The organism is Streptomyces orinoci (genome assembly GCF_003121295.1).
Classification (GTDB): Bacteria; Actinomycetota; Actinomycetes; order Streptomycetales; family Streptomycetaceae; genus Streptomyces; species Streptomyces orinoci.
The window spans coordinates 57,258-69,460 of record NZ_PHNC01000014.1 but is presented as its reverse complement, the minus strand read 5'-3'; the positions used below and the strand labels follow the sequence as shown (position 1 = coordinate 69,460).

14 protein-coding genes and 1 pseudogene are annotated in these 12,203 nt (G+C 70.3%); 8 read left to right on the top strand and 7 right to left on the bottom strand.

Going from position 1 to position 12,203, the window contains the following annotated elements; all coding sequences use genetic code 11:
- Positions 1 to 6: 6 nt before the first annotated feature.
- Positions 7 to 159, bottom strand: a complete 153-nt coding sequence (gene botA, locus CV755_RS11640) for a bottromycin family RiPP peptide (protein ID WP_109280136.1) — start codon at positions 157 to 159, stop codon at positions 7 to 9.
- An 88-nt stretch (positions 160 to 247) separates the two neighbouring features.
- Entirely contained in the window at positions 248 to 2,245 is a 1,998-nt protein-coding gene (locus tag CV755_RS11635) for a RiPP maturation radical SAM C-methyltransferase (protein ID WP_422070537.1), read from the bottom strand.
- Positions 2,246 to 2,523: 278 nt separating this feature from the next.
- Between CV755_RS11635 and CV755_RS11630 the strand changes: the two genes are divergently transcribed.
- Together CV755_RS11630 and CV755_RS11625 are read left to right on the top strand one after the other, a co-directional pair.
- On the top strand, positions 2,524 to 3,102 hold the full coding sequence (locus CV755_RS11630; protein ID WP_241561135.1) for a serine hydrolase: 579 nt from the start codon (positions 2,524 to 2,526) through the stop codon (positions 3,100 to 3,102).
- 79 nt (positions 3,103 to 3,181) lie between these two features.
- Complete coding sequence (locus CV755_RS11625; protein WP_109280134.1) at positions 3,182 to 4,150, top strand: CapA family protein; 969 nt, start codon at positions 3,182 to 3,184, stop codon at positions 4,148 to 4,150.
- A 21-nt stretch (positions 4,151 to 4,171) separates the two neighbouring features.
- On the opposite strand, the gene CV755_RS11620 is transcribed toward CV755_RS11625, so the two are convergent.
- Positions 4,172 to 4,501: an ArsR/SmtB family transcription factor gene (locus CV755_RS11620; RefSeq protein ID WP_109280133.1), complete on the bottom strand. Its 330-nt coding sequence runs from the start codon at positions 4,499 to 4,501 to the stop codon at positions 4,172 to 4,174.
- A 99-nt stretch (positions 4,502 to 4,600) separates the two neighbouring features.
- Between CV755_RS11620 and CV755_RS11615 the strand changes: the two genes are divergently transcribed.
- Complete coding sequence (locus CV755_RS11615) at positions 4,601 to 5,578, top strand: quinone oxidoreductase family protein (protein ID WP_109280132.1); 978 nt, start codon at positions 4,601 to 4,603, stop codon at positions 5,576 to 5,578.
- Positions 5,579 to 5,656: 78 nt separating this feature from the next.
- On the opposite strand, the pseudogene CV755_RS11610 reads toward CV755_RS11615, so the two are convergent.
- Positions 5,657 to 6,192 (bottom strand): annotated as a pseudogene (locus CV755_RS11610) (LysR substrate-binding domain-containing protein).
- Between the two features lie 125 nt (positions 6,193 to 6,317).
- Here CV755_RS11610 and CV755_RS11605 point away from each other — a divergent pair.
- The 5 genes from CV755_RS11605 to CV755_RS11585 all read left to right on the top strand — a co-directional run bounded on the left by CV755_RS11605 (position 6,318) and on the right by CV755_RS11585 (position 9,988).
- Positions 6,318 to 6,908 (top strand): carbonic anhydrase, encoded by a 591-nt coding sequence (locus CV755_RS11605; RefSeq protein ID WP_109280131.1) that lies wholly within the window; start codon positions 6,318 to 6,320, stop codon positions 6,906 to 6,908.
- A gap of 106 nt (positions 6,909 to 7,014) precedes the next feature.
- Complete coding sequence (gene cynS, locus CV755_RS11600; RefSeq protein WP_109280130.1) at positions 7,015 to 7,485, top strand: cyanase; 471 nt, start codon at positions 7,015 to 7,017, stop codon at positions 7,483 to 7,485.
- 67 nt (positions 7,486 to 7,552) lie between these two features.
- Positions 7,553 to 8,050, top strand: a complete 498-nt coding sequence (locus CV755_RS11595) for a nucleoside deaminase (RefSeq protein WP_109280129.1) — start codon at positions 7,553 to 7,555, stop codon at positions 8,048 to 8,050.
- A gap of 121 nt (positions 8,051 to 8,171) precedes the next feature.
- Entirely contained in the window at positions 8,172 to 8,807 is a 636-nt protein-coding gene (locus tag CV755_RS11590) for a DedA family protein (RefSeq protein WP_109280128.1), read from the top strand.
- Between the two features lie 95 nt (positions 8,808 to 8,902).
- Positions 8,903 to 9,988, top strand: coding sequence for a sulfite oxidase (locus CV755_RS11585; protein WP_109280127.1), 1,086 nt, complete (start codon positions 8,903 to 8,905; stop codon positions 9,986 to 9,988).
- Between the two features lie 20 nt (positions 9,989 to 10,008).
- On the opposite strand, the gene CV755_RS11580 is transcribed toward CV755_RS11585, so the two are convergent.
- From CV755_RS11580 to CV755_RS11570, 3 genes are all read right to left on the bottom strand, one after another.
- On the bottom strand, positions 10,009 to 11,007 hold the full coding sequence (locus CV755_RS11580) for a L,D-transpeptidase (RefSeq protein WP_109280126.1): 999 nt from the start codon (positions 11,005 to 11,007) through the stop codon (positions 10,009 to 10,011).
- Positions 11,008 to 11,189: 182 nt separating this feature from the next.
- Positions 11,190 to 11,837, bottom strand: coding sequence for a hypothetical protein (locus CV755_RS11575; RefSeq protein ID WP_109280125.1), 648 nt, complete (start codon positions 11,835 to 11,837; stop codon positions 11,190 to 11,192).
- A 71-nt stretch (positions 11,838 to 11,908) separates the two neighbouring features.
- Positions 11,909 to 12,124, bottom strand: coding sequence for a hypothetical protein (locus CV755_RS11570; protein ID WP_109280124.1), 216 nt, complete (start codon positions 12,122 to 12,124; stop codon positions 11,909 to 11,911).
- Between the last annotated feature and the right edge of the window lie 79 nt (positions 12,125 to 12,203).

Here is a 12,203-nt window from a genome sequence, read left to right as displayed (position 1 = left end):
TACCGCTCAGGCCCTGGCGTCCTTGGCCGCCTCGGAGTCATCGGACCACAGGCCCCACGACTCCAGTTCCTTGAGCTCCAGTTCGCTCAGTTCGGCGTTGTTGGGGTCGTCGTTGAGGAAATCGGCCGTCATGCAGTCGAATACGACGAGCGGACCCATCGCAATCTCCTTTGTCTGTCAAGGTGGTTGGTCTTTACGAACCGTGCCTGTACCACTTGCTGTCATGACCCACTGGACGCGGATGCGTTCACCCCTTTCTCTCCCGGTCGGCCACGGTCAGCGGCAGGGGCATCCGGGCGCGCCGGACGGTGCCTTCCGCTGGTACGGAGCGGTGTGCCGACGGCTGCCGGCGAACCGCCAGGGCGATGGCCTTGGTTCCCTCGATCAGGACCCAGCGGCGGCGCTGCCAGGACCGCAGGGTTTCCCAGGCGGACTCCCAGCGGGGACCGTCCCAGCCCTGGGCCTTGAGGTCCCGGAACCTGGTTCCGCCGATGCACGCCCGGAACAGCCGGGCGTCGTCGCCGGCGAGGGTGGTGTGCCGCTCGGGAAGCCCGGGGCGCCGGTCGTCCAGCCTCACCCGTTCAAAGCCCAGCCGATAGCTGAAGCGGGCGGCCGGATGGTGGGTGCGCCACAGCCGTACCCGGGCCGCCAGGCGGCGCCTGAGCTCCGGATTACGGGGGTCATCGGTGAACTCGCCCTCGAAGTGGTAGGCGATGTCCCACAGGTCCTCGCCGGACATGGCCGGATAGGCGTGCCGATAGCCGGGAAAGGGCCGGGACAGGGTGAGTCCAAAGCTCTCCGGTGATTCCACGTAGGGGCTGAACCGGTCGAAGCGGACGAGGGTGATATGCGGGGGCCGCAGATGGGAGACCGAGGCGATGAGATCGCTCTGGGCGGTGATCGAGGCCGGGGTCTCGCCCGGATATCCGGTGAGGATGTTCCAGTCGGCCTGCACACCGAACTCGGCGCAGCCCAGCAGGAACCGCACATTCTGATAGGCGGTGGTGCCCTTCTTCAGAAACCGCAGGCCCTCGGTGCTGAGGCTTTCGATGCCGGGCTGGACGGAGCGTACTCCGGCCCGGCGCAGCAGCCGGATGTCGGCCCATTCCATATTGGCCTTGACCTCGAAGAACAGTGAGTGGTCGGTGCCCAGCCGGGCCACCGGCGGCAGGGCGCTCTCCAGGTAGTCCAGGTCGAGGATGTTGTCCACCGCGAAGAAGTCCAGCACCCCGTAACGGCTCATCAGCGCCGACAGTTCCGCCGCCACGCTCTCCGGCGGCTTGCTGCGGTAGCGCATGGTGGAACCGTTGAGCCCGCAGAAGGTGCAGTGGGTGCGCTGTCCCCACCAGCAGCCCCGGGAGAACTCCACCGGCAGGCTGACCCTGGGTTCCAGCTCGCCGAGGCCCGCATTGCGCAACTGCTCGAAATATCCGTCGTAGTTGGGGGTGGGTACGTTCAGCCGGGGTCCGGGCGGCAGCCGTCGGCCGGCCTCCGGTGCCTCCCGGCGTGTGATCAGCCGTCCCTGGGAGACCAGCGGTTTCCCGGCCGCGACCTGCCGCAGCAGCGTGGTGAACGCCTCCTCCCCCGGCCCGTCCACCACCGCGTCCACCGCCGGGAAATTGGCCAGCAGGGCGCGCCCCATGGGGCCTTCACAGTTGCTGCCGCCCAGCACAATGGTCCCGGTGAACCCCTCCTCCCGCAGCCGCTCGGCCACCGCCAGCGTCGGACCGTTCTGGCTGAACATGGTGGTGAAGCCGATGACCTCCGGCGCCGCGGACAGCAGTTCGGCCGTGGTTTCCGCCACATGCCGCTCGGCCACGTCCCGCAGCCGGTCGATAAGGGAAATGGACGCCTCGTCCACGCGCTTGGCCCGCAGCAGTGCGAAATACTCCGCGCGGGAGCGGGAATCGCCTTGGCGCCGGGTGAACACCCAGTCTCCGGCGGAGAGATGGTAGAGCTTCTCGGACACCAGCTCATAGGCGTCCGCCCAGTCGTCCGGGCCGAGCCCGAGCATTCGCTGCCCCAGCGCATAGAAACTCAGGTAGGCATAGTGCGGATTGACGGTCCAGCCTTCGCCTTCGGCGACCGAACGCAGCGTTCCTACTTGGATCGACGGTCGCGTCACACTGTTCCAAGGCATGGAAACAAGAGAAACACGTGCGGTATCACCCACGCTCCGGAACCCCCGTATCCGGAAACCCACCGCCGTCGTACGACGGTTGGTTGCAATGTACCCGGACTTCATTCTGAGAATCGGACGACGGAAGTGTCAACCCCGGCCGGTACTCGAACTGCAACTCGACCTGAAAAGGAATTGTCTTTTGCGGCACGGGAGTTGATCGCGTATATCCGGGGAAATACGGGCGGCCGGTGACCATGGTGGCCACCGGCCCTGTGCGTGCGGTGTTGCTTCCGGCGGCACCACTGAGCGCCTTGGTGATCAGCCTTTCGCCCGCCCCGGGGGCCCTCTCCTGTGAAACCCGCCCTCGGGGGCGGCACCGGCATATCCCAAGGAGAGCGACCATGAAGCCAGATACCCTCTGCCGCTCCTTAACCGCCCTGGTGGTCTCGGCCGCGCTGACGCCCGGAGCGCTGCTGACCGCCCGCCGACCGGCGGATCATCCGGCGCCTGGGGCTGCGCTCCACCTCCCTGCCCGGTACCGGCCCCCGGCTGCCCGGCCCCCCGCCCGCGCCTACACCCGGTTCGGCGGCGGGCCGGCGGCCAGAGCCTATGACGTCACCGAGTTCAATCCCTCCTGGGCCGGCTCCGCCGGCGAGATGATCTCCAGCTCCGCCGACCTCGACCGCTTCCTCGCCGCCCTGCTCGGCGGGGAGCTGCTGCCCCCGGCGCAGCCGGCGGCGATGAAGACCACGGTCCCGGCGGAGCATGAGTTCCCCGGCGAGCACTACGGCCTGGGGCTGATCCGCAAGCGGCTCTCCTGCGGCGAGGAGATGTGGGGGCATGACGGCGGCCTGCATGGCTCGCTCAGCCAGGCGGCGTCCACCGAGGACGGCCGCCACTTCATGGCGCTCAACTTCAACACCGACCGTGCGGGCAGTCCGGGCGCAGTAGTGGACGCGGAATTCTGCGGACGGCCATAGGCCGCTCCGGGGCACTTGCCCCGCCCGCCCCGGGAATCCGAGACTGGAAGCAGCCGGATCGGACGGAGGTATTCCGGATATGGCCGTCACCGTGGCCCTGGCCGGTGACACCATGCTGGGCCGGGGCGTCGCCGAGCGGCTGGCCGAGGCTCCCGAGGCGCAGACCCTGCTCAGCCGGCAGGTACGCGACCTGCTGGCCGGGGCGGACCTGCGCATTCTCAATCTGGAGTGCTGTGTCTCCGCCCGGGGCGCCCGCTGGCCGGCCCCGGGCAAGCCCTTCTTCTTCCGTGCCCCGCCGAGCGCCGCCCGCGTCCTGGCGGACCTGGGCGTGGACTGTGTGACCCTGGCCAACAACCACGCCCTGGACTATGGCTATGACGCCCTCGCCGACACCCTGAGCCTGCTGCCCGCCGCGGGCATCCACACCGTGGGCGCGGGCCGGAACGTGGACACGGCCCGCGAGTTCGCCGTGCTGGAGGCGGACGGCCTGCGCCTGGCGGTAATCGGCGCCACCGACCACCCCGAGGACTTCGCCGCCACTGAGGACCGCCCCGGAGTGGCCTTCGCCGACCTCCGCCATGGCGTCCCGTCCTGGCTGCTGGACACCGTCTCCCGGGCGGCCGCCACAGCGGACGCGGTGCTGCTCACCCCGCACTGGGGCCCCAATATGACCTCCCGCCCGCCGGCCTATGTAAGGGACAGCGCCGCCATCCTGCGCGGCAAGGGGGTGACCCTGGTCGCCGGGCACTCGGCACATGTCTTCCACGGGGTGGGCGACCGGGTCCTCTATGACATGGGCGACTTCATCGACGACTACGCCGTCGATCCCCGGCTGCGCAATGATCTGGGCCTGCTCTTCCTGGTCACCTTGGAGCAGGCCCGCCCGGTCCGGCTGGAGGCGGTGCCGCTGTATCTGGACTACTGCCGCACCACCCTGGCCGACGAGGCCGACCATGCCTGGATCCGCCATCGTTTCAGCCACGCCTGTGCGGCACTTGGCACCACGGTGACCGAAGAGGCGGACGGGCGGCTGGTGTTGGAGTGGTGAGCCCTCGGGGACCCGGCCTGCTCAGTCGTCTTCCCTCAGCACCAGATCGAGCAACCCGGGGAAACGGGCCTCGAATTCCTCGCGCCGGAGCCGGTTGAGGCGCTTGGCCCCCTCATCCCGCTGCTCGACCAGCCCGGCCGAGCGGAGCACCTGGAAGTGGTGGCTGAGGGCCGCCTTGCGCACCGGCACCCGGAAGCTGCCGCAGGCCCGCGTCCAGTCGGGGGAACCGGCCAACTCCCGTACGATCAGCAGCCGTACCGGGTCGGCCAGCGCGGCCAGCGCGGTCCGTACCGGCACCTGTTCCGGATGGGTGTGCACGGGCGCCACCCGGTGGCAGGACTCCTCCGCCATGTCTCAACCCCCTTGCCGAGTGTTCGATCGCAACCATACAGTCTCGGTGTTCGCCATTCATCGAACACCTGGAACGCTTGCCGAGAGGTGTGTGCTGTTATGCGCGTCATCGAGTTCCGCCGGTACGGCGGTCCCGAGGTCCTTGAAGTGGCCGAGGCCGGGGCACCCGTGCCCGGACCGGGCCAGGTCGGCATCGAAGTCGCCTATGCCGGGGTGAACTTCGCCGACCTCAAGGCCCGGGCCGAGGGCTACCGGGTGCCGTCCCTGCCCTTCCGCCCCGGACTGGACGTCTCCGGCCGCATCCGGGCCCTGGGCGAGAATGTGACGGGCCTTCAAGTGGGCCAGGAGGTGGCGGCGTTCCTCCCCGGCGGCGGCTATGCGGAGGTCGTGGTGGCCGACGCGCACAGCGTGTTCCCCCTCCCCCACGGCATGGACCTGCGCACCGCCGCCACCCTGCCGACCGTCCTGCCCACCGCCCATGCCCTGGTGCACGAGGCCGGGCGGCTGCGGGCCGGTGAGAGCGTGCTGGTGCAGGGCGCGGCGGGCGGTGTCGGTACGGCCGTCGGACAGGTGGCCCGGGCGGCCGGGGCGAAGGCGGTGTACGGAGTGGTGTCCTCGCCCGACAAGGCCGCCCACGCTCTGGAGCACGGCTACGACCGGGTGTTCACCGACCCCGCCGGCTTCACCGAGGAGGTTCGCCGCGCCACCGGGGGACGCGGCGTCGATCTGGTGCTCGACCCGGTGGGCGGACGGACGCTCCAGCGCGGCCTGGACGCTCTGGCCCCGTTCGGCCGCCTGGTCTCCTTCGGCAACGCCGGTGGCGAGGAGCCCTGGCAGGTGGACGCGGCGGAGCTGTCCCCGCTGGGCCGCTCGGTCTCCGCGTTCTCCATACTGCTGCTGGCGCGGACGGCGCCGGAGGCCCTGCGCGAACTCGCCCAGCGCTCCTTCGCCTTGGTGGCCGACGGCACGGTACGCCTGCCCGTCACCGCCGAATTCCCCCTCGCCGAGGCCGCCGAGGCACACCGCCTGCTGGGCAGCCGCCGCAGCACGGGCAAGCTGCTGCTGAAGGTCGGCTGACCGGCTGCGGCGGGCAGGCCGGATTCTGCCCCGTACCCGAATCACAACGCGGCGGCGGCAGCACGGTGTTGGCATGGTTCACGAGCGGTCAGGCGCGACACAGCCGTCGCCGCACGGCGCCGCATAACCACGCGAGTCCGCCACCTCACGTACCACGCGGACAAACGCCCGGGCAGCGGCACTCCGGTAGGCATCGGCGCGACTGAGAAGCGTAACGGTACGAGCCGGCAGCGCCGGGCCGAGAGAAACCGGCACCAGATGAGGGTGATCGTCGGTGATCGCGCCGGGCAGCACAGTGGCCGGCGAGGTGCGCTGGACGATCTCGGTGCGGGCCTGGATGGAGTTGGCCTCCACGGTGATGCGCGGACCCATTCGGGCGGATGAGCGCCGGCGAAGGCGCTGCCGAGGCCCAAGTCGTCGGCCGGCAGGCCGGTTTCCATGCGGTCCTGCGTCGTCTCCCGCACATTCAGCGTCAGCCCGGGGCGACGGGCATGGAGTTCGGCGACAAGCGGGCCGACGAGGCAGGCGGTGTGCAGCTCCCCGGCCGCGCGGGTGAAGTTGCCCTGCTCGGCGGCGGCGAGCAGATAGCGGAGATGACGCAGTTCCAGGGCCATGGCCTTGGCTATAGATGAGAGCAATAGCTTCCATGCCCACTACGTCTTGGACGCTATATCTCCAGGTCATGCAAGGTGGATCTCGCCGAGCCGGATGGATCGGCAGCCATCGAAGGGAGTGACCCATGCGAGACCTCGCCCAGGGCGTCGCGCGTTTCCAGCGGGACGTCTTCCCGGCCAAGGAGGAGCTCTTCACCCAGCTGGCCGCGCACCACGCCCCGCACACACTGTTCATCAGCTGCTCGGACGCCCGGGTGGTCCCGGAGCTGATCACCGGGAGCGAACCGGGTGAGCTGTTTGTGATCCGCACCGCGGGCAATCTGGTGCCCGCCTACGCCCCCGGAGCGGACGGAGTGGCGGCGAGCATCGAGTACGCCCTCGCCGCGCTGGGCGTGCGCTCCATCGTGATCTGCGGGCACTCGGCCTGTGGCGCGATGACCGCCCTCGCCCAGGACCACGACCTGTCCGCCGCCCCGGCCGTCGCCGACTGGCTGCGGCACGCGGACGGCTCCCGGGCCCGCGCCGGCCGGGGCGGAGTGGACACGCCGGTACGGCAGAACGTGCTGGCCCAGCTGGCGAATCTGGCCACCCATCCCTCGGTCGCCAGGGCGCTGGCCCAGAAGAAGGTCACGCTCCACGGGTGGGTCTTCGACATCCCCACCGGACGCGTCGAAGCACTCGATGTCACCGGCACGGGCACCGCCCTCGCTGCCTGACCGAAACAGTCCGGCCCACAGCAGGAGCCGGACCGCCATCCCCGCAAGAAACCTGCCGATGCCGCATTCCCGCGGACCGGCCCCCCTCAGACAAGGAGCCCCTCTCATGGTGCACGCCCAGTTCGACCCCACCGCCCGTCAGGCCCTGGCCAACGCCGCTGTCGAGGCCAAGACGCGCAAGGATCTCTCCTGGCAGCAGATCGCCGATGCCTCCGGCCTGTCGGTGGCCTTCACCACCGCCGCCATCCTCGGCCAGCACGCCCTGCCGGAGCGGTCCGCCAAGGCCGTCGCCGAGCTGCTCGGCCTGGACGATGACGCGGCGACGCTGCTGCAGGCCATCCCGACCCGCGGCTCCATCCCCGGCGGCATCCCCACCGACCCGACCATTTACCGCTTCTACGAGATGCTCCAGGTCTACGGCACCACCCTCAAGGCCCTGGTCCATGAGCAGTTCGGTGACGGCATCATCTCCGCGATCAACTTCAAGCTGGATGTCAAGAAGGTCGCCGACCCCGAGGGCGGCGAGCGCGCCGTGATCACCCTGGATGGCAAGTACCTGCCGACCAAGCCGTTCTGACCTCCCCGGCCCGCCCGGCACCGCCCGCCGGGCGGGCTCCCGCCCGCTCTTCCCCGGAGGCTTCACCATGGACTTCGTCCAGCGCACCATCGACCTCGCCCGCCAGAACGTCGCCGAGGGCGGCCGCCCCTTCGCGACCGTCATCGTCAAGGACGGCGAAATCCTCGCCGAGAGTGCCAACCAGGTCGCCCAGACCAATGACCCCACCGCCCACGCGGAGATCCTCGCCATCCGCGCGGCCTGCACCAGGCTGGGCACCGAGCACCTGACCGGGACCACCATCTACGTCCTGGCCCACCCCTGCCCCATGTGCCTCGGTTCGCTCTACTACTGCTCACCGGACGAGGTCGTCTTCCTCACCACCCGCGAGGCATACGAGCCGCACTATGTGGACGACCGCAAGTACTTCGAACTCGGCACCTTCTACGAGGAGTTCGCCAAGGACTGGGATCAGCGCCGGCTGCCCATGCGGTACGAGCCGCGCGAGGCAGCGGTCGAGGTCTACCGCTTCTGGCAGGACCGCAACGGCGGCCAACGCCGGGTGCCGGGCGCTCCCGCCGTCTGACGGCTCCGGGCGTCGTACCCGGTGACCCACCGGGTCAGGGATCACCATGGGGTGGTAGGTGTGTGGGTGATGCCGACGACCGACCCACAGCCCGCTCCCTGACCAGAGGAGGACCGACCCCATGGCTCCGCCTCCGCTGCCGGGTGTGCTCAGTGATCTGGCCCCGCTCCTGGACCACTGGGGGTATCTGGCCGTCGCCGTGCTGGTGTTCATCGAGGACTTCGGGGTGCCGGTGCCGGGCGAGACGGTGATGACCGCGGCCGCCGTCTACGCCGGTGCCGGGCGCCTGAATATCGTGGCCGTCGCGGTGATCGCCTTTCTGGCCGCCGTCGCCGGGGACAATGTGGGCTATGCCATCGGCCGGTATGGAGGCCACCGGCTGGTCGTCCGCTATGGACGCTATGTCATGCTCACCGAGGAACGTCTGGCCAAGGCCCAGGCGTTCTTTGCCCGGCATGGCGGCAAGGTCGTCACAGTCGCCCGGTTCATCGAGGGCCTGCGGCAGGTGAACGGCATCATCGCCGGACTCAGCGAGATGCCCTGGCGCCGCTTCCTCGCCTTCAACGCCCTGGGCGCGGCCCTCTGGGTGGGTGCCTGGGTCACCCTGGGCTACTTCGCCGGGCAGCACCTGGAGACCATCTACCCGGCCATTCAGCGCTATGAGCTGTATCTGCTCGGCGCCCTGGCGGTGGTCATCGCCGTTCTGCTGGCCCGCCGCTTCTGCCGGCGCCGGCGGGAACGGGCCGGACACCGCTGAGCCAGGGGGTCGGCGGGTGCGGGAAGTGGACCTCCATACCCGATTCGACCGGATCAGGCGTACCCACCGAGCGGGAACCAGGGAACAGTCGCCCCATGGGCAACTGGCACAAGCGAGATGACATGCTGGTCCATCAGACCGAGCCGTACAACGCCGAACCACCCCCCGGCGCCCTGACCGGTCACCTCACCCCGGTGGACACCTTCTACAGCCGCAACCACGGCCCCATTCCCCGGATCGCCGCCACCGGCTGGCGTCTGCGGGTGGACGGCCTGGTGGAGCACCCCCTTGAGCTGTCGCTGGACGAGCTGCGGAACCGCTTCGCCGAGCACCGGGTCACGGCGACCCTGCAGTGCGCCGGCAACCGGCGCGGCGAGCTCATGGCATACCGCGATATACCGGGTCAGGTTCCCTGGGGTCCCGCGGCCGTCTCCACCGCCCGCTGGTCCGGGGTGCGCCTGGCGGATGTACTGGCGGCGGCCGGGCTGCGAACGGAGGCGGCCCATATCGCCTTCACCGGCGGGGACTTGACCTCGCGCACCGACCCGCCCCAGCCCTTCGGCGGCTCGGTGCCGGTGGCCAAGGCGCTGTCCGCCGAGGTGCTGCTGGCCTGGGGGATGAACGACCGGCCGCTGCCCGCCGCGCATGGCGCCCCGCTGCGGGTGGTGGTGCCGGGCTGGATCGGCGCCCGCAGCGTCAAATGGCTCCGCCGGGTGACCGCACGGGCGGAGGTGTCGGACAACCACTTCCATGGCGAGTACAGCATCCTGCCGCCGGAGGCCGACCCCCGGGCGGCGGGGCCGGACGCCGGTCTGATCCTGGGGCCGCTCGCCCTGCACTGCGCCATCCTGCGCCCGGGGCGGGACGACCAACTGCCCAGCGGTCCCACCGAGATCACCGGCTATGCCCTGGCCGGGGACGACCGGGCGGTGACCCGGGTGGACGTCTCCGCGGACCGGGGCCGGACCTGGACCCAGGCCGAGTTGGACCCGCCGCTCAGCCCCTGGGCCTGGCAGCACTGGCGCAGCACGCTCACGCTGCCGCCGGGCCGGGTGGAACTCCTGGCCCGGGCCTGGGACTCCACCGGCGCCGTACAGCCGGAGTCCCCGGCCACCGTCTGGAATCCCCGGGGCTATGGCAACAACTCCTGGGCCCGGGTGCGTGTGAGCTGCCGCCCCTGAACGGGGCGGCCGCCCGGGCCTCAGCCGGCGCTGGTCCGCTGCGCCCCGGTGGCGCTGCCCTGGAGCCACTGGGACCAGCTCAGGGTGAAGGCGCCATAGCCGTTGTCCCCGTGGACGGCGCCGCGCGGCGAGCCGGTGATGGTGACGGGATCGCCCTGCTTCACCTGGCCGTAGAACCACTCGGCGTCGTTCCAGGACAGATGGACACAGCCATGGGAGCCCTCACCGCTGCCCGGGTCGGGGTCGCCCGTGGAGTAGTGGATATAGGTCCCCGAGGTGGTGAGCTGGACGTCCCAAGGCAGGGTGGTGTCATAGAAGTTGGGGTTGCTCTTGTCACAGGCGATGCCGACGCTGCACGAGGTCATGCGCACCTCGCGCTCCTTGTCCATCACCGCCATGGTGCCGTCCCAGGAGGGGAAGTCCGCGCTGCCGGCGTCGATCGGTATGGTGCGCACCACGGAGCCATTGCGGGTGACCTTCATGGAGTGGCCGGGAACGTCCACCTTGGCCTCGAAGTCGGGGCCGATGGTGAAGGAGTGGCGGTAAGTGCGGGTGCCATAGCGGCCGTTGCCGTCCCCCACCCCGTCCAGGTCGGCGTTGAGCGTCACCTTGGTGCCCGAGGGCCACATCTTCTCCGGCCGCCAGTCCACCCGGGTGTACTGGCCGTCGTCGTCGGCGAACCAGTGCCAGGCGCCGGTGAGCGGGGTGGAGGTGGTGACCTTCAGATGCCGTTCGATCTCGGCCCGGGCCGAGGAGGCCACCGCATGGCTGAACTCAATGGAGATGGGCATGGCCACCCCCACCGTGGCGCCGTCCTCCGGGGCGATGGACTCCAGCGGCATCGCCGGGCCGGCCGGGTGGGTCGGCGACGGCTTGGCCGAAGGGTGGGCGCCCGCGGTGGCCTTGGACGCCGCCTTGGCGTCGGACGAGGCCGAGGCATGGCCACCACAGCCGCTGACGCCCGTCAGCACCGCACCGGCCAGCAGCGCGGCCCCAATACTGCGCTCAATGCGCCCCATGCTCTCGTTTCCCCTAGGTCACTCGGTCAGACGTTCCATCAACAATCATGGACACGGCGGCCTGGACCATTGGGTTGCGACCGGATGGCAAAGATCAGGCCAAGGTCATCGGGGGCCATCGGGCGGAATCCGGCCGGCGAACGCGGCCCGGTGCGCCGCCGGGGTTCCGCCGTGCCGCCGGGTCAGGCCGCCGGAGCCACCGGCCGTGCGCCCGGCGGCCCTTCGGAGGCGTCATGCCCGGACTCCGGCGGTGCCGCCGGCGACTCACCGGGCAGGTACTGGCCGGGCAGGAAGGTGCAGTGCCGGCCGGCCTGCTCCAGGGCGGCGGTGGAGCGGCGCGGCAGGCGCGAGCGGGCCGGACGCTGCCGCATCCGGCGGTCGATGCCGCCCTCCGGCCAGTCCCTGCGGACCTTGTCCGGGCTGACATTGCGCGCCTCGGCGATCTCCACCACCCGTACTCCGCGGTCGCGGGCCTGCTGGACGATGGCCGCGTCCAGGTCCTGGAGGTCCTTGCGGATGTCCTCCGCTCCCCGGAGCAGGGCCAGTGAGTGCCAGCGCAGCAGGGAGGGTTCGGTCAGCTCGGTGCGGTCGGCGTGGGCGAAGATATGCAATCGGTCGATCTTCTCCAGCAGTTCGTCCAGGAGCTGGTGGACATGGCCGTCATGGCGCTCCCGGGCCGGTGTGGGACGCCCCGCGCCGGTCCGGTAGAAGGCTCTGCGGCAGCGGGTGCTGCAGTATTTGCGCGGCCGCCCGGAGCCGGCGGAGGGGGTGACCGGATTTGAGCACTGGGGATTGAGGCAGACCGCCGTGCCGTCCGCGCCGTTTGTCATGGCTGACCCTTTCCGGATGTTCCTGCGGTGGTGACCGGTGACAAGGCGCCGGCCCGGCGGCCGGCCCGTCCTCATATGGCGCGCAGCAGCCGGTACCGCAGAAAGGCCCGGTCGCTCCTCAGCAGGGGCAGCAGGGCCAGTAAGGTCCCGGCCGGGCCGGCGCCGGGAGCGGCTTGGCAGATGAGCACCAGGACCACCACCGGGAGCGCCAGGAACAGGCCCGGCCGGAGGTCCACCGTGAGTTCAAGGAGGCCACCGTTGCGGGTGAGTGCATGGCCAGGAGGCATGGATCCCTCCGGATCTGGAAGCGAGCGGGGAAGTGAAGACCTCCAGGACGCTACCGGGCCAACGCGGCGATAGACCAAT

Coding starts and splice junctions, on each gene's coding strand:
- CV755_RS11595 (WP_109280129.1), top strand. CDS start 7,553: ATGGACTTCGTCCAGCGCACCATCGACCTCGCCCGCCAGAACGTCGCC.
- CV755_RS11585 (WP_109280127.1), top strand. CDS start 8,903: ATGGGCAACTGGCACAAGCGAGATGACATGCTGGTCCATCAGACCGAG.
- CV755_RS11570 (WP_109280124.1), bottom strand. CDS start 12,124: ATGCCTCCTGGCCATGCACTCACCCGCAACGGTGGCCTCCTTGAACTC.
- CV755_RS11625 (WP_109280134.1), top strand. CDS start 3,182: ATGGCCGTCACCGTGGCCCTGGCCGGTGACACCATGCTGGGCCGGGGC.
- CV755_RS11575 (WP_109280125.1), bottom strand. CDS start 11,837: ATGACAAACGGCGCGGACGGCACGGCGGTCTGCCTCAATCCCCAGTGC.
- cynS (WP_109280130.1), top strand. CDS start 7,015: ATGGTGCACGCCCAGTTCGACCCCACCGCCCGTCAGGCCCTGGCCAAC.
- CV755_RS11635 (WP_422070537.1), bottom strand. CDS start 2,245: ATGAAGTCCGGGTACATTGCAACCAACCGTCGTACGACGGCGGTGGGT.
- CV755_RS11620 (WP_109280133.1), bottom strand. CDS start 4,501: ATGGCGGAGGAGTCCTGCCACCGGGTGGCGCCCGTGCACACCCATCCG.
- CV755_RS11605 (WP_109280131.1), top strand. CDS start 6,318: ATGCGAGACCTCGCCCAGGGCGTCGCGCGTTTCCAGCGGGACGTCTTC.
- CV755_RS11580 (WP_109280126.1), bottom strand. CDS start 11,007: ATGGGGCGCATTGAGCGCAGTATTGGGGCCGCGCTGCTGGCCGGTGCG.
- CV755_RS11630 (WP_241561135.1), top strand. CDS start 2,524: ATGAAGCCAGATACCCTCTGCCGCTCCTTAACCGCCCTGGTGGTCTCG.
- CV755_RS11615 (WP_109280132.1), top strand. CDS start 4,601: ATGCGCGTCATCGAGTTCCGCCGGTACGGCGGTCCCGAGGTCCTTGAA.
- CV755_RS11590 (WP_109280128.1), top strand. CDS start 8,172: ATGGCTCCGCCTCCGCTGCCGGGTGTGCTCAGTGATCTGGCCCCGCTC.
- botA (WP_109280136.1), bottom strand. CDS start 159: ATGGGTCCGCTCGTCGTATTCGACTGCATGACGGCCGATTTCCTCAAC.